Source organism: Streptomyces sp. TN58 (assembly GCF_001941845.1).
Classification (GTDB): domain Bacteria; phylum Actinomycetota; class Actinomycetes; order Streptomycetales; family Streptomycetaceae; genus Streptomyces.
On record NZ_CP018870.1, the window covers coordinates 5082728 to 5103286 of the forward strand.

Annotated in this window: 15 protein-coding genes; 7 read left to right on the forward strand and 8 right to left on the reverse strand. The window is 73.0% G+C overall.

The genetic code is table 11. The features are described from left to right. Window positions 1-163: 163 nt before the first annotated feature. The 3 genes from BSL84_RS23285 to BSL84_RS23295 all read left to right on the forward strand — a co-directional run bounded on the left by BSL84_RS23285 (window position 164) and on the right by BSL84_RS23295 (window position 4057). Window positions 164-2941, forward strand: a complete 2778-nt coding sequence (locus tag BSL84_RS23285) for a DNRLRE domain-containing protein (protein WP_075971050.1) — start codon at window positions 164-166, stop codon at window positions 2939-2941. Window positions 2942-3036: 95 nt separating this feature from the next. Next, window positions 3037-3711 carry a hypothetical protein gene (locus BSL84_RS23290; protein ID WP_045321229.1) on the forward strand — a complete coding sequence of 225 codons (675 nt, stop codon included), beginning with the start codon at window positions 3037-3039 and terminating at the stop codon, window positions 3709-3711. A gap of 130 nt (window positions 3712-3841) precedes the next feature. Further along, entirely contained in the window at window positions 3842-4057 is a 216-nt protein-coding gene (locus BSL84_RS23295) for a DUF6458 family protein (protein ID WP_030026053.1), read from the forward strand. A gap of 27 nt (window positions 4058-4084) precedes the next feature. On the opposite strand, the gene BSL84_RS23300 is transcribed toward BSL84_RS23295, so the two are convergent. Both BSL84_RS23300 and BSL84_RS23305 read right to left on the reverse strand, forming a co-directional pair. Next, window positions 4085-5200 (reverse strand): glycosyltransferase, encoded by a 1116-nt coding sequence (locus BSL84_RS23300; RefSeq protein WP_075971051.1) that lies wholly within the window; start codon window positions 5198-5200, stop codon window positions 4085-4087. A gap of 8 nt (window positions 5201-5208) precedes the next feature. After that, window positions 5209-5748 (reverse strand): WcaF family extracellular polysaccharide biosynthesis acetyltransferase, encoded by a 540-nt coding sequence (locus BSL84_RS23305; RefSeq protein WP_030026050.1) that lies wholly within the window; start codon window positions 5746-5748, stop codon window positions 5209-5211. 171 nt (window positions 5749-5919) lie between these two features. Here BSL84_RS23305 and BSL84_RS23310 point away from each other — a divergent pair, with 171 nt between their 5' ends. Then, the gene (locus BSL84_RS23310; protein WP_051873025.1) at window positions 5920-7368 is read left to right on the forward strand and encodes a hypothetical protein; all 1449 of its coding nucleotides are present in this window, start codon (window positions 5920-5922) and stop codon (window positions 7366-7368) included. A 196-nt stretch (window positions 7369-7564) separates the two neighbouring features. Here BSL84_RS23310 and BSL84_RS23315 read toward each other — a convergent pair whose 3' ends face one another. Genes BSL84_RS23315 through BSL84_RS23325 form a run of 3 tightly spaced genes read right to left on the reverse strand, consistent with a single transcriptional unit; the run spans window position 7565 to window position 11747 of the window. Further along, a complete protein-coding gene (locus BSL84_RS23315; protein ID WP_075971052.1) occupies window positions 7565-8800 on the reverse strand; it encodes a hypothetical protein in 1236 nt (411 codons plus the stop codon). Further along, window positions 8797-10545 carry a lipopolysaccharide biosynthesis protein gene (locus BSL84_RS23320; RefSeq protein WP_075971053.1) on the reverse strand — a complete coding sequence of 583 codons (1749 nt, stop codon included), beginning with the start codon at window positions 10543-10545 and terminating at the stop codon, window positions 8797-8799. The genes BSL84_RS23315 and BSL84_RS23320 overlap by 4 nt, the downstream gene beginning before the upstream one ends. Further along, window positions 10542-11747: a glycosyltransferase family 4 protein gene (locus BSL84_RS23325; protein ID WP_030026046.1), complete on the reverse strand. Its 1206-nt coding sequence runs from the start codon at window positions 11745-11747 to the stop codon at window positions 10542-10544. The genes BSL84_RS23320 and BSL84_RS23325 overlap by 4 nt, the downstream gene beginning before the upstream one ends. 173 nt (window positions 11748-11920) lie before the next feature. Here BSL84_RS23325 and BSL84_RS23330 point away from each other — a divergent pair, with 173 nt between their 5' ends. Then, window positions 11921-12409, forward strand: a complete 489-nt coding sequence (locus BSL84_RS23330; RefSeq protein WP_030026045.1) for an adenylyltransferase/cytidyltransferase family protein — start codon at window positions 11921-11923, stop codon at window positions 12407-12409. On the opposite strand, the gene BSL84_RS23335 is transcribed toward BSL84_RS23330, so the two are convergent. The 3 genes from BSL84_RS23335 to glgX are packed head-to-tail and all read right to left on the reverse strand — an operon-like array spanning window position 12390 to window position 16592. Then, window positions 12390-13112 carry a CDP-alcohol phosphatidyltransferase family protein gene (locus BSL84_RS23335; protein ID WP_075972197.1) on the reverse strand — a complete coding sequence of 241 codons (723 nt, stop codon included), beginning with the start codon at window positions 13110-13112 and terminating at the stop codon, window positions 12390-12392. The two genes, BSL84_RS23330 and BSL84_RS23335, sit on opposite strands and share 20 nt — an antisense overlap. Window positions 13113-13146: 34 nt before the next feature. Beyond that, window positions 13147-14349 carry an MFS transporter gene (locus BSL84_RS23340; RefSeq protein WP_234363499.1) on the reverse strand — a complete coding sequence of 401 codons (1203 nt, stop codon included), beginning with the start codon at window positions 14347-14349 and terminating at the stop codon, window positions 13147-13149. A gap of 47 nt (window positions 14350-14396) precedes the next feature. Beyond that, window positions 14397-16592 (reverse strand): glycogen debranching protein GlgX, encoded by a 2196-nt coding sequence (gene glgX, locus BSL84_RS23345; RefSeq protein WP_075972199.1) that lies wholly within the window; start codon window positions 16590-16592, stop codon window positions 14397-14399. 381 nt (window positions 16593-16973) lie between these two features. Here glgX and BSL84_RS23350 point away from each other — a divergent pair, with 381 nt between their 5' ends. After that, complete coding sequence (locus BSL84_RS23350) at window positions 16974-18194, forward strand: L,D-transpeptidase (RefSeq protein ID WP_075972200.1); 1221 nt, start codon at window positions 16974-16976, stop codon at window positions 18192-18194. 137 nt (window positions 18195-18331) lie between these two features. Further along, a complete protein-coding gene (locus BSL84_RS36600; RefSeq protein ID WP_107484834.1) occupies window positions 18332-20527 on the forward strand; it encodes a choice-of-anchor A family protein in 2196 nt (731 codons plus the stop codon). Window positions 20528-20559: the final 32 nt, after the last annotated feature.

A 20559-nucleotide genomic window follows, 5' to 3' on the forward strand; every position in this document is an offset into this window, starting at 1 on the left:
ATGTCCCTAGTGCACCCTCCATGCTGAACCTTTGATTCCAAGTTGGTATGCAATGGGTCAAGGGAGGTGACCAGGCCCCCGCGTGAGCCCTAGTCTGCGCCAGATACATATGGCTGTTCGGATAGTTCCAGCCATCAAACCGGGCGATTGCCCTGGGGGGCTCATGCGTAGATCCAGAGGGCTGACTGCCGCCCTCGTACTGTCACTGGCCGGTGCGGGCACCGGTATAGGCCTGGTGTTGATGCCTCAGGCGTCCGCCATCACGGCACCGGTGGCATTCACCGCCGACGAACTGCCCACCTGGCAGCCCGACGGCATCGTCTGGGCGATGGCCCAGGCCGAAGGCACCGTCTTCGCGGGCGGCACCTTCTCCGCCGTCCGCCCGCCCGAGGGCGTGGCGGGTGCCGAGCAGGAAGCCGTGAACTTCGTCGCGCTCGACGCCGCGACGGGCAAGCCGACCTCCTGCAAGCTCGCCTTCACCATCGGCGAGGGCACCGCGACGGTGCGCACCCTGGTCGTCTCGAAGGACAAGAAGACCCTCTACGCGGGCGGCTACTTCGGCGCTGTCAACGGCACGCCGGTCTCCAGTGTCGCGGCGATCGACATCGCGAGCTGCACCCCCAAGGCCGCCTTCCACCCCGGCTTCCCCGCCACGGTGCGCGGACTCGCCGTCACGGACGACACCCTCTACGCGGCCGGCGACTTCACCACCGTCGAGGGCCAGAGCCGCGAGCGGTTCGCCGCCGTGGACGCGTCCTCGGGTGCGCTCAAGCCCTTCAAGGCCAACGCCGACGAGCCGGGCCGGGCGATCGAGGTCACCCCCGACGGCAAGAACGTGCTCCTCGGCGGCGACTTCTTCACGGTCAACAACGCCAACAGCCACGCGCTGGCCGTCGTCGACGCCGCGTCCGGCGCCGTGAAGAAGACCTACACCAACATCCCGTCGAACTCGGTCGTCAAGGACATCTCCACCGACGACACGGGCTTCTACACGGGCAACGAGGGCTCCGGCGGCGGCGTCTTCGACGGCCGCATCGGCCTGCGCCTGAGCGACTTCACCGAGAAGTGGCGTGACCGCTGCCTCGGCGCCACCCAGTTCGTCCTGCCGTACGAGGGCGTCCTCTACAGCTCCTCGCACGCGCACGACTGCTCCACCGAGCTGGAGTTCCCCGACGGCAAGCGGCACTTCCTGCTGGCCCAGCCGACCAACCACGAAGGCGCCGCCCCCGCGCCCGTGGACGGGTTCGTGCGCGGCCCGGGCAAGCTCGGCTGGCACCCCACGGCCAACGACGGCCTCGGCGAGGGCATCGGCCCGCGCGTGATGGCCGTGGCCGAGAAGAACGACGTCAAGTACATGTGGGTCGGCGGCGAGTTCACCCTCATCAACGGCAAGGCGCAGCAGGCCCTGACCCGCTTCGCCTCCACCGGCGACGTCGGCGCCCCGACCACCCCGGTGGCCAGCGCCTCCAGCGTCAAGCCGGGCGAGGTCCAGGTCCGCTGGCGTACGAGCTACGACGCGGACGACAGCAAGCTGACGTACCGCATCTACCGCAACGGCTCGGCCACCCCGGCCGCCACCGTCACCGCCGGCTCGCTGGAGTGGGAGCGCCCGCAGGCCTCCTGGAACGACACCACCGTCAAGGCCGGCCAGTCGTACACCTACCGGGTGACCGCGACCGACGCCGCCGGCAACACCAGCGCCCTGTCGGCGACCGCCTCGGTGAGCGTCCCGACCTCGGTCCAGTCCTACCCGAACCAGGTCCGTACCGACGGCGCCGAGCTGTACTGGCGCTACGACGACGTGGTCAGCCCGTACGCCGCCGACTCCTCGGTGTCCGGCAACCGCAGCGGTGTCCAGGTCAACGCCCCCGCCCTGAAGCAGTCCCCCGGCGCGGTCCCCGGCAGCAACGCCATGGGCTTCAACGGCACCAGCCAGAAGGTGCACAGCGACCGCCGCCAGTCGGTCGGCAACACCTTCACCATCGAGACGTGGTTCAAGACGAACACCACGCGCGGCGGCAAGCTCATCGGCTTCGGCAACAACACCACCCGCAACAGCGGTTCGCACGACCGCCACATCTACATGACCAACACCGGCCGTCTGGTGTTCGGCGTCTACAACGGCTCGGCCCGCACGGTCTCCACCGGCCTGTTCGAGACGTACAACGACAACAAGTGGCACCACGTGGTCGGCACCCAGGGTCCCGGCGGCATCACGCTGTACGTCGACGGCCAGAACAAGGGCACCCTGAACGCCACCAGCAACGGCACCTACGCGGGCTACTGGCACGCGGGCGGCGACAACCTCTCCGGCTGGCCGACCCGTCCGACGAGCAACTTCTTCGCGGGTCAGCTCGACGAGACCGCCGTGTACCCGACGGCGCTCACCCAGGCCCAGGTCAAGAACCACTTCGACCTGGCCAAGGCGCCCACCGACACGGTCTCCGCGGTGAAGACGACCGAGGACACCTACATCAACCAGGGCGCCCCGAGCACCGCCTACGGCACGTCCACCTCCCTCGCCGTGCGCGGCAGCGGATCGCTGTACGAGACGTACATGCGCTTCAACCTGCCGGCCGCCCCGGCCGGCCAGGTCCTGAAGTCCGCCTCGCTGCAGTTCAAGACCACCACGCAGACGGGCGCCGGCACCGCCGACACCGTCTCCGTGGTCCCGGTCACCGGCGCCTGGACCGGTGCGGGTACGACGTTCAAGACCAAGCCCGCTCTCGGCGCCACCCCGCTCGGCACCATCGCGGGCGTACCGGACGGCTCGGCCGTGCACAACGTCGAGCTGGACACCGCCGCGGTCAGCGCGGTGCTGGGCAGCAGCTACGGCCTGGGCCTGACGAGCAACGGCAGCGACCCGCTGTGGCTCTGGTCCTCCGAGGCCACCGCCGCGGAGGGCACTCCGCAGCTGGTCCTCACCTTCGGGGCGAAGTAGCACCACCGAAGCAACCGCCTGACGGATGCGGGGCCCGGCTGCGTGGCCGGGCCCCGCATTCCTGTGCAGATCCTTTTGAGTACGGGAGCCATCCGATGTACCGACGCTCCGCAGCGGCCGCCGTTCTGCTCGCCGCCGCCCTGACGCTGACCGCCTGCAGTTCGGGCGGGGACGACGCCGACGCAGACGCCAAGGCGAAGCCGCCGGCCTCGTCGTCGGCCCCCGACCCGGCGGACACCCCGGACCCGTCGGCGCCCGCCGCCGACGCCAAGCCGACCGGCCCGGTCCTGCCCGACGCCAAGATCACTCCCAAGACGGGCAGCTTCACGGCGGAGGAGAAGAAGTACCTGAGCGGGCGCGTCCCGGAGAAGACGGACCCGGCGGCCGTCCTGCAGACCGGCCAGGAGGCCTGTCAGCGGGTGGCGCGCACGGCGAAGCGCGACAAGGACGCGGCGACCGGCGCCGTCATCACCGGGGAGATCGCGGGCGCCAAGGACGCGATCACCCACCTGTGCCCGGACCAGAAGCCGGTCCTCGCCGCGGCGGAGAAGGGCTTCCCCGAGGGGCCCCGCCAGTCGCCCGCCGCCGGCAACTACCGGGCGCTGACCCAGGCCACGAACTGCACCTGGGAGGCCAAGGGCAAGGACGGCGCGGTCCTCGCGTCGGGCCCCGAGACCCCGCCCAAGGCCGGCGACAAGATCACGGCCGCCATCCCGGCGGGCACCGCGGAGTTCAACTCCTCCGGCTGCTACGCCTGGATCCCCGCGTAACACCCGTACCGCGCTGCGCCGCGGTCGCGAAAACGCCCCGCAGGACCGGACTTCCGGCCCCGCGGGGCGTTTTCGTTCCCGGTACCCGGGTAGCCGCGCGGTCACAGTCACCACACCGGAAGGCGGACCCATGGGCATCGGCGGATGCATAGGCCTGATCGTGGTGGGCGCCATCCTCACCTTCGCCAGCGACTGGGAGATGGAGAGCGTCAACCTCGACCTGGTCGGCCTGATCATGATGGCGGTGGGCGGGATCGGCCTCGCCGTCTACACCAGCATCTACAAGCGGCGCAGGGCGGCGGGCGCGATCCCCGTGGTGGAGGAACACCGCCGGGACGTCATCTGACCCCAGGGCGCACCTGATGCGGGGGCCTCACCCGCGCAGCGCGGCCTCGTACACCGGCAGCAGCGTGTCGAGGACGGCGTCCATGGAGAAGGAGCCGGCGGCCAGCTTCCGCGCCGCGAGCGAGGCCTCGCGGCCCGCCTCCGGGTCGAGCAGGTCCAGGACCGCCGCGGCGACCCCCGCCGGACCGGGGTCGACCGCGAGGCCGGCCCCGGCCTTCGCGATGTCCCGTGCCAGGCCGTTGGAGTGCGTCACCACCGACGGGACGCCCACGGCGAGGGCTTCCAGCACGGACATGGGGAACGGCTCGTCCACGGACGGCAGGACGTAGACGTGGGCCCGGCGCAGCTCCGCCAGCACCTGCGCGCTGGACAGCGCCCCGGGCACCGTGAACCGGTCCGTCAGGCCCAGCTCCCCGATCCGGGCGCGTACGGCCCCCAGTTCGCCCTCGTCCGGGCCCGCGACGACGAAGTGCGCGTCCGGGTGCTCCGCGAGCACCGCCGGGGCCGCGTCCACGAAGTCCACCGGCCGCTTGCGGGCCTGCAGGCGCGCGGAGTACAGGATGCGCGGCGACCCCTGCGGCGCGGGCCGCTCCTCCTGCGCCGGGGTCCCGTTGACCAGCCGGACCGTGTTCGCCAGCGGTGCGCCGACCACGGCGTCCAGGCCCTCCCGCTCGTGCGGGGTCAGATACAGCAGAGCGTCGGCGCCGCGCAGCAGCCGGCGTACCGCCACCGCGTCCAGCACCTTCGCCAGGAGCCTCCCGCTCGGGTCCACCATGCCGTGGGTCTGGAGGACCAGCGGCTTGCCCGCGCGCAGCGCCGCCAGCGCCACGGGCAGGGTCACCAGGTCACGCGCCAGGTGGACGTGCACCACGTCGGCCTCGCGCACCAGGCGTCCCGCCGAGGCCAGCAGGGCCGGAGAGGTCATCCCGCTGAAGCCGAGCGGCAGCAGCCGGCGGGCGGGGAACAGCTTCGCCGGTACGCCCTCCACGGAGGACGGCCACTCGTCGAAGCCCTCGCCCAGGGCGAGCAGCCGCGCCTCGTGGCCGCGGGCCCGCAGCCCCTTCGACAGGTTCAGCGCGACCCGCACCGGCCCGCCGAAGGCGTGCGAGGGGGAGTGCAGGGTGACGGCGTGCAGGACTCTCATCGCGGCACTCACTTGGGCTCCTCCACCGGGCGGCGCCGCCCGTCCTGCGTCTGCAGGGTCAGTTCCGGCAGGTCCTTGTGCACGACGGCTCCCGCGCCGGCGACGGCGCACCGGCCGACGGTCACCCCGGCCAGCACGGTCGCCCGTACCGCCACCCAGGCGCCGTCCTCGACGGTGATCGGGGCGTTGCGGTAGCGGAAGTCGGCGGCCCGGTGGTCGTGCGAGCCGGTGCACAGCATCGCCTCCTGCGAGAGGCACACGTGCGAACCGATCGTCACCGGCTCCAGGTTCAGCACCCAGACGCCCTCGCCGATCCAGGCGTGGTCGCCGACGGTGAGCTTCCACGGCCACAGCACGCGGACCCGGTGCCGGATCAGCACCCCCTCGCCGATCTGCGCCCCGAAGGCCCGCAACAGGGCCACCCGCAGCCGGGCGGGACAGAACCAGGCCGTGAAGAGCGTGTTCATCACGGCGAACCAGAGCGCCTGCGTCAGCAGCCCGCGCCCCTTGTCGTACCCGGCCAGCGTGAAGGACGGAAGATCACGCAACACAAGCCCCCATCGTGCTCTCGGCCACGGCCTCCCCTGGCGCGGCCCGCTCAGACTAGACTGCGCGCGGACCAGGCACATCGGGCGGGGGCGGCAGTGACGACGGACATACGCAAGCCCTCCGCGGCACCCGCCAGGCCGGCCGTCCCGTCCCCCTTCGAGGACGAGAGCATGTGGGGCCGCGACACCCTGCCGCGCACCCTGCTCTCGCGCGCGCTGTCCGTACCGCTCGCGCTCGGATTCACCGTCTTCCTCCCGCTGTTCGTGGCCGTCCAGACCGGCGCCGGAGTCCGCGACGCGGCCTTTTGGCTGCAGTTGCTGCTCACCATGTACGCGGGCGCCCGGCTCTCCGCGATGGTCCTCACCAGCCGCCGCAAGCTGCTCCAGGGCTCCTTCTGGCTCTTCGTCTACATGGCCATGGGCGTGGCCCCGCTCGCGCAGGCCGTGCTCGGCCAGGTCCCGACGCCCGTCGTCGGCCCGCGCTCCGACCTCACCGCCGCGATCGGGCTGGTGCTGCTCGGCTGCACGGCCTTCGACGTCGGCGTGCTGCTGGCCCGGCACCGCCCGGCCGGGCGCGCGGGCGGCTCCCAGAAGGAGTCCAGGCCCGTGATGGCGCACCGGCGCCGACTCCAGCTGCTGACGGCCCTGTCGTTCCTGTGCAGCGCGGCCTTCGTCATGAAGCTGGGCGGCCCCGCGGTCTTCTTCTCCAGCCGCCAGGAGATCATCGCCGGCATCCAGGAGGCGGGCGTCTCCAACGGCGACGGCCAGGCCGGCCAGGCCCTGCTGCGCGGCTTCGGCACCGTGCCTGCCCTGCTCTCGCTGCTCCTGTACACGCGCTGGCTCATCACCTCGAAGTTCGCCCGCCGCAAGGTGTCGATCATCGTCACGTGGGCGGCGCTCGCCTGCCTCAACCTGATCGTCAACAACCCGATCTCGAACCCTCGGTACTGGTTCCTGACGGTCATGTTCGCGCTGCTCTTCACCGTCTTCCCGGTGAGCGCGGCGATGTACCGGGTGGCGCTGTCGATGGCCGTGGTCGTCGCCCTGCTGATCTTCCCGTTCGCGGACCGCTTCCGCTACGACGAGAAGAACTACCGGCCGGTGGAGACGACGTCCTTCTTGGAGCCGATGGCCCTCAAGGACTACGACCAGATCGGCATGTTCGCGAACACCATCACCTACTCGGAGTCCGGCCCCGGGCACTTCTACGGGCGCCAGCTGGCCGGGTCCGTCTTCTTCGCGGTACCCCGCTCGGTGTGGGAGGGCAAGCCGAGGGACACGGGCGTGATGGTCGGCCAGTGGATGGGCACGGTCAACACCAACCTCTCCTCCCCGATCTGGGCGGAACTGTGGCTCGACTTCGGGCCGCTTGGGATGGGGGCGGGGCTGCTGGGCATGGGGTACGCCTCGGCCCGCGTCGACCGGCGCTACGCGAAACGGGCCACGCGCAGGTCGCCACCGGGCAGCCTGATCTCGGTGGTCGTACCGCTGGTCGCGGGCTACTCCTTCATCCTGCTGCGCGGTCCGCTGCTCCAGGCGTCGGGGCGCGTCGCGATCGCGGCCCTCTGCCTGGCGCTGGTCGCGACCTACCGCACGGACAAGTCCACCACCCTGCGGTAGCGCTCCGCTGGGTTCAGCACGACCCGGGCCTCCTCCGCGCCTGGCCGCGGCACCGCTGCTGGGGCTCCGCCCCAGACCCCGCGCCTCAAACGCCGGCGGGGCTGAAACACAGCCCCGCCGGCGTTTGAGGACCGGGTCCGGGCGGAGCCCGGGAAACGGAGAAAGGGCGGGGCGGGGAGAGGCTCCGCGCAGCGGCTCAGGCTGCGGGCGAGGCGGCCCGCCGCGGCTCGTCGGCCCGCGCGGCATCGGGGGCCAGCCGGGCCACCCGGAGCCAGGCGGCCAGAGCCTTGAGCGCGGAGCCGGCCGCGAGGCCCCACGCGGCGCCCGCCACCCCCCACACCGCGTACCCGCCCAGCAGCAGCCCCACCGACAGCAGCGAGAAGACGACCTGCAAGGACAGCGTGGCCTTCGGAGCGAGCACCCGCAGGGTCAGCAGCGCACACGTCCCGAGCCCCATCACGGCGTACTGCGCCCCCGTCGCCGGGAGCAGCGCGGACGCCGCCGTCCAGGTGTCGCCCAGCAGTTCGCGGCCCAGCCGGTCCGGCAGCAGGTACAGCGCCGTCGCCCATCCCGCGCCGACCGCGGCCAGCACCAGGCCCAGCGCCGCCGTCACCCGCACGGTCGCCCGCTTGCCGCCGAGCCGTCCGAGCACCGGCGGCCCGAACGCGTTCGCCGAGTTGAACAGCACGTTCAGCGGCCCGAAGAGGGTGGTCGCACCCCGCAGCGCGCCGACGGCCAGCGGCGTCGCGAAGACGCCGAGGCCCAGCACGGCGAGCTGGCTGGAGCCGTTGCCCACCGCGAACTCGACCACGAACCGCTGCCCCAGGTGCCCGCGCCGCAGATACGGTCGCAGGTCGGCCCGGGAGCCGCGGACGTACGGCCGCAGCAGCCACAGGCCCACCGCCAGCGCGGGCAGCGCCGACAGCCCCCACACCAGCACCAGCCGCCCCGCCGACGCCCCTTCGGGCTGCAGGGCCAGCGCGGCGACCACGCACACCAGCCGCAGCGCGTCCGCCGCCAGTGCCCGCTCCGGGGCGCGCAGCGCCGAGAAGCAGTAGCGCAGCCCGTCCTGGAGGAGTACCAGCGGCAGGACGAGGCCCAAGGCGAGGAAGGCCCGTCCGGAGGCTCCGGGGAGTGCGAGGCCCACCACCGCGAGCAGCACGCCCACGGCGGCCGACGCCGCCGTCGTGAAGCCGGCGGCCGAGCGGCAGGCCGCACCCAGCCGGTCGCCCTTCTCCAGGACCAGGCTCTGGCCGACGTAGGCCATGTTCAGCCCGAGGAGCACGCTGAAGGCCACATACACCATGGAGAAGTCGGCGAAGGCGGACGCCGAGGACAGCCGGGCGGCCAGCACCACCACCAGGATGTTGGTGGCGCTGGAGGCGGCCTGGTCCAGGACCGAGGCGACGGCGGCGAGGCCGCGTCGGCTCATCTGCGGCCCATGCGTACGGTGCGCAGCGCGACGGTGTCCGTGCCGTCACCCGGGATGTGCTGCTCGGGCTCGGCCACCTCGTAGGGGATCGGCTGGGGCTGCGGCGCGGCCTTCCCCGACTTCGCGGGGGCCGCCGGGCCGGCGGCGGCCGTGCCGCCCTTGTCCTTGCCCTTGCCGCGCTTCTCGCCGGGCAGCGGTGCGTGCAGCACCGCGCCGAGCACCGTGCCGCCGGCGCCGCTGATGAGTTCGCGGATCCGGATGAGGTCGGTGCGGTGGATGGCGCGCGGGTCGCAGACGACCAGGACGCCGTCGACGCGGTCGACGAGGGCGAGGGCGTCGGCGTAGGACAGCACGGGCGGTGCGAGTACGACGACCGTGGAGTTGGGGGCGTCGGCCTCGGAGATCAGCCGGGTGGCGCGGGCGGAGGTCAGCGCGCGCGGCACGTTGCGCGCCCGGTCGCCCGGGATGAGGTCGAAGGTGCCGGACTCCCCGGCGTCCACGACGAGCTGGCGTCCGTCGGGCCACTCGGAGTCGGCGTGCCGGCCGGGCGCGGGCGCGCCGCCCTGGCTCCAGCGGGGCCGGCCGCCGGCGTCGGTCGGCAGCTGGCTGGCCAGCACCGGGGTGCGCAGGTCGGCCTCGATGAGGAGCACGTCCTTGCCGGTCTCCGCGAAGGAGGCGGCCATGTTCACGGCCACCGCGGCCGCGGTCTCGCTGCTGCCGCGCGGTGCGACGACGAGGAGGCGGCGCCGGTCGGCGAAGCGGGAGTCGTAGGCGAGACGGAAGGCCACCGAGCGGTACTCCTCGGCGAGCCTGGGGTCGGCCTCGCCGGCGGCGAGCAGCGGCCCGCCGCCCGTCCGGTCGCGCGGCAGGTAGCCCAGTACGGGAGCGCGCAGGGCCCGGGCCACGTCGCCCTCGGAGCGCGGCGCCGGGTCGAAGACCAGCCGGACCCAGGCGGCCAGCAGGCCGAGGGCGAGGCCCACGGCCGCGCCGAGCGCGAGGGACATCACGATGCCGGGGCCGTCGGTCGCGGTGGGTGCGGTCGCGGCGCTGGTGACCCGGCCCGGGGTCATGTCGAGCGCTTCCAGCTTGGTGATCTTGCTGTTGTAGCCGCCGACCTCGCTCTGCAGGTCGGTCTTGGCGGAGCTGGCCGCGTCGCGCCCGGCGCCGGCGGGCATCCGGGCGATCTCCTTGGACAGCTCGTCGAGGTTCTTGGCGACCGGGTCGCGCTGCTCCTTGTAGCCCTTGACCATCTTGTCGCGGGTGGCGTCGAGGGACTCCTGGCGCTTGAGCAGGTAGGCCTCGCTCATGGCGTTGGCGCGCTTGGCGGCCTCCTTGGCGGAGTCCGCGGTGTAGGTGAAGCGCAGCACCATGGTCTGCGGCGGGTTGGTCACCTGCAGACCGGAGCGCAGGGCCGCGAAGTCCTTGGCGGACACCCCGAGCTTCTTCGCCGCCTCGTTGGCGATGGAGGAGCTGAGCGCGACCTGGCGCTCGGAGCCGACGTTGATCGCCTTGTCCGGGGCGAGGCTCGGGTTGAAGGGGTCGTCGGTGGGCGCGCGCAGCACGACGTCGGCGGTGGCCACGTAGGTGTCGGCCGTGGATATGCCGAGGTAGACGCCGCCCAGCAGACCGACCGCGATGCCCCCGCCGATCAGCCTGCGGTAGCGCAGGAGCTGCCGGAACTGGTCCCTGAGAAGGTCGGGTTCGTCGTCGACCGGTGCCGCTGCCGGGCGGTTCGTCTCGATCACGGCCGGGGTCCCCCAAGTGCTTCGTCTATCAGTGCGTCGATGCGGGCCAGGCCCGCTTCGCGGCTCAGGTGGGCCGCCACGTGGCGGGGCCCGGCCGCTCCCAGTGCGTCCGCGCCCTCGGGGTCCTCCGCCAGGGCCCGTACGGCCTTCAGCAGGGCCTCGGGGTCCTCCGGCGGTACGAGCACCCCTGCGCCCGAGCGTTCCACCTCCTGGGCGGTCCCGCCCTCCGCCGCCACTGAGGCGACGACGGGCCGGCCGGTCTGGAAGTAGGAGGTGAGCTTCGACGGGACGCTCATGTCCAGCACGGCGGCGTGCTGTGTGACCGCGAGAACGTCCGCCGCGGCGAGGATATCCGGGAACTCGCCGTCAGCGGCAGGGGGGATGATGTCCAGATTCGGCACGTCCGCGGAGAGGTCGGCGAGCGCGGAGCGCTGACTGCCGTCGCCCATCAGGACGAAACGGACCCCGGGGTCCAGCCGTGCGGCGCCCACGAGGACTTCGAGGCCCTGCTTGAGGCCCATGTTCCCGGAGTGCAGGACGACGGTCTCGCCGGGGCCCCAGCCGAGGTGGCGGCGGGTCTCGCCGCGCGGCTTGGTGGGCTTGGGCACGTGCGACCAGTTGGGGACGAGGCGGATCCGGCCGGGGTCCACGCCCATGCCGACGACCCGCTCCACGAAGGTCTCGTGGATGACGCCGACGAGGGTGGCCCGCTTGAGTGCGTACGCCTCGGCGCGGCCGGCGAGCGCGGCCGCCTTGTCGCCGCCGCTGATCCCGCTCTGCGCGGCGGCGGCGCCCATGAGGTCCTGGACGACCGGGACGTAGGGGACCTTCCAGCGCGCCGCGAGCCGGGCGGCGAGCACTCCGCCGGCCAGGCTGGGCATCTGGGCGAGCACCGCGTCCGGTCTGGGCATCCGCGGCGGCGCCACGGCGCCGTGCAGCAGAATCGATCCTTCAAACAGGGCCCGCTTCAGGGCGGTCTGACGCGGCGGAACGGTGTGCGCGCGCCGGTGCACGGTGACTCCCGCGCGCTGTTCCGTGCGCCGGAGCGCCCCCTTGTACTCCGGTTCGAGCGACCACGCCGGGTAGTGCGGCATGCCGGCGAGGACGTGCGTCTCGTGGCCGAGATCCGCCCAGTGCTCCGCGATCTGCGTCGCGTACGGGCCGATACCCGCGTGCTCCGGAGCGTAATTGGTGGAAACCAGCAGCAAGCGCCGCTGACCGGATCTGGACACCGAGCGTCCCCTCTTCCCCTGGATGATGCGCACGTCACCCTAGTTCGTTCACCCGCGTGTTGCGGAACGTGCACGCTATTGTCTGCTAATCCGCTGCACCGGGGGGTGTGGCCGCTGGGGACAAAGAGATGACGGAGCGGTACATGTCGGACATTGGTGCGCCTTCGCGTCGGCCGTATCGAGTCGGTTACGCGCCGGGAGCCTACGATCTGTTCCACATCGGGCATCTCAACATCCTTCGGCACGCCCGGAGCCGGTGCGACTACCTGGTGGCCGGGGTGGTCTCCGACGAGATGGCCGAACTCGCCAAGGGCCGCCGCCCGATGATCCCGCTCGTCGAGCGGCTGGAGATCGTGCGCAGCGTGAAGTACGTCGACGCCGCCTTCGTCGAGACGGTGCCCGACAAGGTGGAGACCTGGAAGCAGGTCCGCTTCGACGTCATCTTCAAGGGCGACGACTGGCGCGGGACCCCCAAGGGCGACAAGTTGGAGAAGGACTTCGCCGCCCACGGCGTCGACGTCGTCTACTTCCCCTACACCGTCCACACCTCCAGCACCCAGCTGCGCCGGGCGCTGGACGCGCTCGCCGAACCGGCCGCGGCGCCGGGCCACGTCACCGGCGAACGGCGCTGAGCTCCCGGAACCACTTGGCGAGGAAGGCCAGCAGGAACAGCGCGGCGACCGCGCCCAGTCCGGCGTAGACCCAGGCGAACAGCCTCCCGCCGCCGAGCAGCAGGAACACCAGGCAGAACACCCCGTAGTCCACGGGGAGCAGCGCCACCGCGCGCAGCGTCGACGGCGCGGCGGCGGGGCTGCCCGGGGCCGGCCTGGGCTTGAGCTTCTCGGTCAGCAGCCCGCCGAAGAAGGTGACGACCGCGGCGAACTGGAAGCCGAGCGGCACCAGCAGCCAGCCGTTGGCCGCCGTCCCGTACTCCTCGGGGAACCGGTAGAACGCGATCAGTACGCACGAGTGCAGGGCCGTCAGCTTGGCGGCGTCCACGACGTGGTCCAGCCACTCGCCGGCCGCGCTGCCGCCGCCGCGCAGGCGGGCCAGCTGCCCGTCGGCCGAGTCGAAGGCGAAACCGACGGCGAGCGCGGCCCACACGGCGATCCCCAGCGCCCAGGACGGCCCGGTCAGCGCCACCGCGGCCACCGCGGCGAAGCTGAAGACGGCACTGACCAGCGTCACCTGGTTCGGCGTGAGCCCGAGCGCGTACGAACCGGCCGCCAGGTAGCGCCCGGCGGGCCGGTTGACGAACCGGGAGTAGAGCGACACCCCCTTCGCCGACTTCTGCGCCCCGCGCAGTTCCTGCAGCGCGGTCCCGACTCTGCCCATGCAGGAGCTCCCCTCAGCGACGATGTCGAACACATCATCGCAGGACGGTTGAGCGAGTCGGTGCGGGATGTCTGCGGACGTCCGGAAGGAGCAGTACGGACAGATTCGCCGCCGCGCTGAGGACGGCCGCGACCAGCAGGGGAGCGGTGGCCCCGACGGCGGCGGCCAGCGGCGCGGCCACCGCCAGCCCAAGGGGCCGCGAGGCGAACGAGATGAGGGTGTCGAAGGAGCCGACCCGGCCCAGGGTCTCCAGCGGGATGCGGCGCTGCATCTCCGTCTCCCACAGCGGACTCAGCACCCCCAGGCCGAACATGGCGCAGCCGAACGCGGCGGCGGTGGCGGGCAGCGGCAGCCGCAGGGCGAAGGCGGTGAGGGGCAGGGCCTGGGCGGCCGCCCCGAAGGCCACCCCGAACAGCGGCCGGCGCAGCGGCAGCCGCCCCGCCGCCCATACGCCGGCGAGCATGCCGACCGTGCCGGTCTGGGCGACCACCACCCAGGAGGCCTCGCCGCCCAGGCTCTCGGCGGCGATCACCGGTCCGAGGGTGAGGAGCAGACCGGCGGCCAGGTGCCAGACCCCGTGGGCCAGCACGTTGGCGAGGAACCACGGGTGGCGCCGGGTCTCGGCCCAGCCCGCGCGCAGTTCGGCTCCGAAGGCGGCGCGCGGCACGGTCCGCGGGACCGCCGCGGTACGCAGCCCGCCGAGGGTGAGCGCGGAGAGGACGAAGAGCGCCGCGGTCAGCAGGGAGGCCCAGCCCCCGCCGACGGTCAGCGCCAGCGACCCGGCGGCGGCCGGGGCCGCGACGTTCGCGAGCCCGGTGGCCACCCCGAGCCGGGCGTTGACCCGCGTCCGACCCTCCTCGGGGACCGTGGCCGCGACGAGTGTGCGGACGGCGGGCGTGCCGAAGGCCACCGCGGCGCCCGTCACGGCCGCGAGCGCGGCCAGTTCGGGGACGCGGCCGTCGAGCCCCGTCAGGAGCAGGATCCCGATGGCGAGTTGGGCCGCCGCCCGGACCAGGTCGGCCACCAGCACCACCCGCCGGGCGGGGAACCGGTCGGCGGCCACCCCGGCGACGGGCAGCAGGAGCAGCATCGGAAGCAGCTCACTGGCGAGTACGAGGCCCAGGTCTCCGGAGGAGCCGGCCCGCAGCAGCGCCAGGGTGAGGGTGGTCGGGACGAGGGCGGAGGCGAAGGCGGCACAGGTACGTCCGACGAGCAGCCGCCGTATCGGGGTGATCACGATCGGGCTCCTCGGTGACGACGGACGTGCCGCGCTCGCCGTCCCCCTCAGGCCGGTGTTCCTGGCGGCCGGGGCCCGTGGACCCGCAGCAGCAGCACCGAGCGGGCCGGCACGCTCAGGGTATCCCCGGCGCGGTGCAGGGTGCCCGGCACGGCCGCCTGCTCCTCCAGCGAGGTGTCCAGGACCAGTTCGTACTCCTCGGCCCACGGCGCCCCCGGCAGCGCCCACGCCGCCGGCCGGTCACCGGTGTGCAGCAGCACCAGGAAGCTGTCGTCCGTCACCTGCCGGCCCCGCCCGTCCCGGCCCGGGATGTCCCGCCCCGACAGGTACATCCCCAGCGCGGCTGCCGGGGCGTACCAGTCCCGCTCCGTCATCTCCACGCCCGCCGGGGTGAACCAGGCCAGGTCCCGCAGCCCGTCCGCCCCCTGCGGCCGGCCCGAGAAGAACGCCCGCCGCCGCAGCACCGGATGGGCGTGGCGCAGCGCGATCAGCCGGGCCGCCAGGGCGAACAGCGACCGCCACGCCGGATCCTCCAGCAGCGACCAGTCCACCCAGCCCGTCTCGTTGTCCTGGCAGTAGGCGTTGTTGTTGCCGCCCTGCGTGCGCCCGAACTCGTCGCCCGCCACGAGCATCGGCACGCCGGTCGACAGCAGCAGCGTGGTCAGCAGGTTGCGGAGCTGGCGGCGCCGCAGCACCCCGACGCCCACGTCGTCCGTCTCGCCCTCCGCCCCGCAGTTCCACGAACGGTTGTCGTTGGTCCCGTCCCGCCCCTCCTCCCCGTTCGCGTCGTTGTGCTTGCGCTCGTAGGACACCAGGTCCCGCAGGGTGAATCCGTCGTGCGCGGTGACGAAGTTCACCGAGGCGTACGGCCGCCGCCCGCCCCACGCGTACAGGTCGCTCGACCCCGACAGCCGGTACCCGAGATCGCGTACGTCGGGCAGTGCGCCCCGCCAGAAGTCCCGCACGGCGTCCCGGTAGCGGTCGTTCCACTCCGTCCACAGCGGCGGGAACGCCCCCACCTGGTAGCCGCCCGACCCCACGTCCCACGGTTCGGCGATCAGCTTCACCCGCCGCAGCACCGGGTCCTGGGCGATCACGGCCAGGAACGGGGACAGCATGTCCACGTCGTGCATCGAGCGGGCCAGCGCCGCCGCCAGGTCGAAGCGGAAGCCGTCCACACCCATCTCCGTGACCCAGTAGCGCAGCGAGTCCGTGATCAGCCGCAGCACGTGCGGCCGCCCGGCGTGCAGGGTGTTCCCGCAGCCCGTGTAGTCGGCGTATCGCCGCTGGTCGGACTGGAGCCGGTAGTAGCCCCGGTTGTCGAAGCCGCGCAACGACAGGGTGGGCCCCAGCTCGCCCGCCTCCGCGGTGTGGTTGTAGACCACGTCGAGGATGACCTCGATCCCCGCCGCGTGCAGCGCCCGGACCATCCGCTTGAACTCGCCGACCTGCTGCCCGGCCGTCCCGCTGGAGGAGTACCCGGCGTGCGGGGCGAAGTACCCGACCGAGTTGTACCCCCAGTAGTTGCGCAGACCCCTGCGCAGCAGGTGGTCCTCGTGCGCGAACTGGTGCACCGGCAGCAGCTCGACCGCCGTCACGCCCAGCTTCACGAGGTGCTCGACCGCCGCCGGATGGGCCAGGCCCGCGTACGTGCCGCGCAGCTCCTCGGGAACACCCGGATGGCGCATCGTGAAGCCGCGCACGTGCAGCTCGTAGATCACCGAATCGGCCCAGGGCGTCTTCGGCCGGACGTCGTCCGCCCAGTCGTCGTCATCGTGCACGACCACGCCCTTGGGGACGAACGGCGCCGAGTCCCGGTCGTCGCGCACCGTGTCCGCGATGTACTGCTGCGGCCAGTCCCGCACGTGCCCGTACACCTCCGGCGGCAGCGTGAAGTCCCCGTCCACGGCCCGCGCGTACGGGTCCAGCAGCAGCTTCGCCGGATTGTGCCGCAGCCCCGTCCAGGGATCCCAGCGGCCGTGCACCCGGAAGCCGTACCGCTGCCCCGGGCGCACGCCCGGCACGAAACCGTGCCAGATCTCGTGCGTGAGCTCCGTCAGTACACAGCGCGTCTCGGCCCCGGCCTCGTCGAACAGGCACACCTCCACCGACTCCGCGCCCTGCGCCCACACCGCGAAGTTGGTGCCCGCGGTCCCGTCCGGACCGTGGTGGAAGCGGGCCCCCAGGGGATGCGAGGACCCCGGCCACACCGCCGGCGCCGTGCGCCCGCGGGCACCTGGCACCTGGCCGTTGACCTGGCCCTTGGTCTGGCCGTTGACCTGGCCGTTCGTCCGGCCGTCCGGCCGTCCGTCCGGCTGGTGGCCCAGTGGGCCGGCCGGTTGGCCGTCGGCGTGCGGTACGGGCGCGGCCTGCCCGCTCCGTACCGCTCCGACGGCGTTGCTGACGGCTTCCACCGCCTCCTGCTCGGCTGCGCTCGACACTGCCCGCCTCCACGGCTCCTCGGTACCGGCGGGGGGAGGGGAGTGTGTGGCCCCGGCGTCCCGGCCCGGGCCCGCCCCCGTCTGGTCCTTCCCACTGTTCTGCCCGGACTGTTCTGCCCGGAACGTCGCCCGCCCTCACGTTTCCCCCGGAGGGCTCCGGTCGTTGGAGGGATCGTGACACTTCTGACAAGGCGGGCAGGGGCGGGCTTGGCCGCCGTGGCGGCGTGGGCGGGCCTGCTGGGCGGGCTGGCCGGCTGCACCGAGGACGGCAAGCCGCCCGTCGAGATCCAGCTCCCCGGCAGGGTCCGCTCGCCGGACGAGGCCATCCGCATCACCCCCGAAGACAACGCCAAGGACGTGCCCGCCGACGGCCGGCTGACGGTCACCGTGCCCGAGGGCCGGCTGGAGCGGGTCGTGGTGACCAAGGTGGAGGACGCCCAGCAGGAGGAGGTCCCCGGCGCCATCGCCGCCGACGGCCTCAGCTGGAGCCCCGCCCCGCAGGCCGGCCGGCTCGCCCTCGCGGCGAAGTACACCGTGGACGCGGTCGCCCGCGACGGGCACAACCGCCGCCAGGCCCGGCACACCACCTTCACCACCTACGTTCCCGAGGAGCGGTTCATCGGCTACTTCAAACCGGAGAACCGCTCGACCGTCGGCACCGGCATGATCGTCTCCTTCAAGTTCAGCCGGGCCATCGAACGACGCGCCGACGTGGAGCGCGCCATCCGGATCTCCTCCGAGCCGGCCGTGGAGGTGGCCGGCCACTGGTTCGGCAAGGAACGCCTCGACTTCCGGCCCAAGCAGTACTGGAAACCGGGGACCAAGGTCACCGTGCGGATGGACCTGCGCGACGTGGAGGGCGCTCCCGGCTCGTACGGGATCCAGGCCAAGACCGTCACCTTCACCGTCGGGCGCTCCCAGATCTCCACGGTGGACGCCGCCGCCCACACCATGGAGGTCCGCCGGGACGGCGAGCTGCTGTCGACCGTGCCGATCAGCGCCGGCGCGCCCAAGACCACCACCTACAACGGGAAGATGGTGGTGATGGAGCTCTTCGACGTCACCCGGATGAACGGCCAGACCGTCGGGTTCGGCGGCGAGTACGACATCCCCGACGTCCCGCACGCCATGCGGCTCACCAACTCCGGGACCTTCCTGCACGGCAACTACTGGTCCAGCCCCGACACCTTCGGCACCACCAACGTCAGCCACGGCTGCGTGGGCCTGCGCGACGACAAGGGCGGCGGCTCCGACACCCCGGCGGGCTGGTTCTTCGACCGGACCCTCATCGGGGACGTGGTGGAGGTGGTGAACTCGCAGGACAAGACGGTCGCGGCCGACAACGGGCTGGGCGGCTGGAACATGTCCTGGGCTGACTGGGTGGCCGGCTCCGCCATCGCCTGAACGGCGCACCGCCCCCCGCACGAGTGACTTGTGTGATCGGAATGCCGTAGCGGAGAGTGTCCGCGCCCCGCGCCGCCGACCCCTGCCCCCAGCCTGTCAGGGCACATGAGGGCGACAGGGGAAACGGACGGAGCACCATGTCAGCAAGGAACTGGACCCTCGGGCTCGCGATCGGTGCGGTGCTGGCCGCCGGCGCCCCCACGGCCGCCGCCGGACCCGCCGCCGACCGGCCGGCGGCGGCCCGCGCGCCGCTGCCCGACGGGCTCGGTCCGTGCGTGCCGGGCCGCTGCCCGGACCCGTACCCGCCGATCAACAGCGACGGCGTCCTGCGCGGCCGGGACAACGGTGTCAACATCTTCGCCGGCGGCGACTTCCGGGTCCGCGGACGGGCCTCCGAGGCCGAGGGCCGCCTCGTCGTCCTCGGCGGCTTCGACCAGGACAAGGCGGCCGGCGGGGACAGCCGCTACAACGTCGGGATCGTCGGCGCCGGATCGCTCGTACCGCCCCCCGACGGCGCCGACTTCCTCACCACCGGCGGCGGCGTCACCGTCGCCCAGGGTGAACGCCTGCTCGCCGAGGGCGGTGTGGTCCGGCACGCGGGCCCCCTCACCGGGGACGTGCGGGGCACCCGGGTACAGGACCCGGCCGCCGTCGCCCCGTACGCCGGGCTGCGCGAGCGGCTCGGCGCCGCCAGCCAGTGCTACGCCCGGGTCGGCGGGCAGCCCCGCCCGGCCACCGGCACCGTCGCCAACAGGGGCTACGAGACGCTCTTCACCGGCGACGGCACCTCCGCCCTCCAGATCTTCAACGTGGACGCGGACATGGTCGGCAACGGCGGCGGCATGCAGGGCGTCCGCTTCGACCGGATCCCGGCCGGGGCCACCATCCTGGTCAACGTCCTGGGCGCCGACCGGACCATCAACACCTACAGCGGCGGCCTCCAGGACACCGACCCCCTCAACGCCCACCGCGAACGGCTGCTGTGGAACTTCCCCGACGCCACCACCGTGCGGCTGACCGGCGGCGGCCAGTTCCAGGGCAGCTTCCTGATGGGGCAGCAGGCCTCCGAGACCACCGTCACCCTGCCCGGCATCAACGGCCGCTTCTTCACGGCCGGCTCCGTCACCCACGGCAGCGAGACCACCGGGGGCGGCGGCCAGGAGTTCCACGCCTACCCCTTCAACGGAGACCTCCCCGACTGCGCCGGCCCGGCCCCGGTGACCGGCTCGGTCTCCGTCCTCAAGCGCGACGCGGCGACGGGAGCGGCGCTGGCGGGCGCACGGTTCGAGCTGTGGCGGGAGACCAACGGCACCGCCGGCCTCCAGAGCACCGGCCCGGACGCCGACACCCGCGTCACCGAGTGCACCACCCCCGCCACCGGCCTGTGCGAGACCACGACCGTGCTCGGCACGTACTACTGGCGCGAGACCCAGGCGCCCCCCGGGTACGAACTCCCGCCCCAGCCGGTCGGCACCCTGACGCTGACCGCCGAGAACGCGCAGGCCGGCGTCCGGTACGAGGCGGACAACCGGCGCGGCCCCGAACCGCCGGACTCCGCCCGCGTGGTGCTGCGCAAGACGGACGCGGCGACGGGCCTTCCGCTGGCCGGCGCGGAGTTCGAGCTGTGGCGGGAGAGCAACGGCACCGCCGGCCTCCAGACCTCCGCCCCGGGCGGCGACTCCCGGCTGGACGGCGCCTGTGTCACCGCCGCCGACGGCACCTGCACGGTCGAACTGCCGGTCGGCCAGACCTACTACTGGCGGGAGACCGCCGTCCCGGCCGGATACGAACCGCCGGCGGACCCGGTCACGCGCTTCGACCTGACCGAGGGCGACGTGTCCGGCGGCATCGCCGTCTCCGTGCCCAACACCAGGAGCGAGCGGTACGAGGGCGCCATCCGGATCCTCAAGCAGGACGCCAAGACCGGACGGCCCCTGCGCGGCGCCGTGTTCGAGGTGTGGCAGGAGACCAACGGCACCGCCGGACTCCAGACGCGCGGAATCAACGCCGACCGCCGGGCGGCGGACGGCTGCGCCACGGACCGCGGCGGAGTCTGCGACTTCGGCCCGCTGCCGGAGGGCTCGTACTACCTCGTCGAGACGGCCGTGCCCGAGGGGTACGCGCTGCCCGCGGACCGGGTGACCGGACCGCTGCGGCTGGACGCCGCCACCCCGGACGGGCGGCTCGTGGTCACGCTCCGCAACGAGCGGGACCGCCACGGCAAGGGCAAGGGCGACCACGGCAAGGGCGACCACGGCAAGGGCAAGGGCGGGCACCCCAAGCACCCCGAGGACGCCCGGTACCCGAAGGACGCCAAGGGCCCCCGGGCCTGACCCGGGGATCCGGTCCCGATCTGATCCCCGGC

What these genes read in the sequence shown, in the direction of transcription:
- BSL84_RS23285 (WP_075971050.1), top strand. Translation starts at nt 164, where the DNA reads ATGCGTAGATCCAGAGGGCTGACTGCCGCCCTCGTACTGTCACTGGCC.
- BSL84_RS23290 (WP_045321229.1), top strand. Translation starts at nt 3,037, where the DNA reads ATGTACCGACGCTCCGCAGCGGCCGCCGTTCTGCTCGCCGCCGCCCTG.
- BSL84_RS23295 (WP_030026053.1), top strand. Translation starts at nt 3,842, where the DNA reads ATGGGCATCGGCGGATGCATAGGCCTGATCGTGGTGGGCGCCATCCTC.
- BSL84_RS23300 (WP_075971051.1), bottom strand. Translation starts at nt 5,200, where the DNA reads ATGAGAGTCCTGCACGCCGTCACCCTGCACTCCCCCTCGCACGCCTTC.
- BSL84_RS23310 (WP_051873025.1), top strand. Translation starts at nt 5,920, where the DNA reads ATGTGGGGCCGCGACACCCTGCCGCGCACCCTGCTCTCGCGCGCGCTG.
- BSL84_RS23315 (WP_075971052.1), bottom strand. Translation starts at nt 8,800, where the DNA reads ATGAGCCGACGCGGCCTCGCCGCCGTCGCCTCGGTCCTGGACCAGGCC.
- BSL84_RS23330 (WP_030026045.1), top strand. Translation starts at nt 11,921, where the DNA reads ATGTCGGACATTGGTGCGCCTTCGCGTCGGCCGTATCGAGTCGGTTAC.
- BSL84_RS23335 (WP_075972197.1), bottom strand. Translation starts at nt 13,112, where the DNA reads ATGGGCAGAGTCGGGACCGCGCTGCAGGAACTGCGCGGGGCGCAGAAG.
- BSL84_RS36600 (WP_107484834.1), top strand. Translation starts at nt 18,332, where the DNA reads ATGTCAGCAAGGAACTGGACCCTCGGGCTCGCGATCGGTGCGGTGCTG.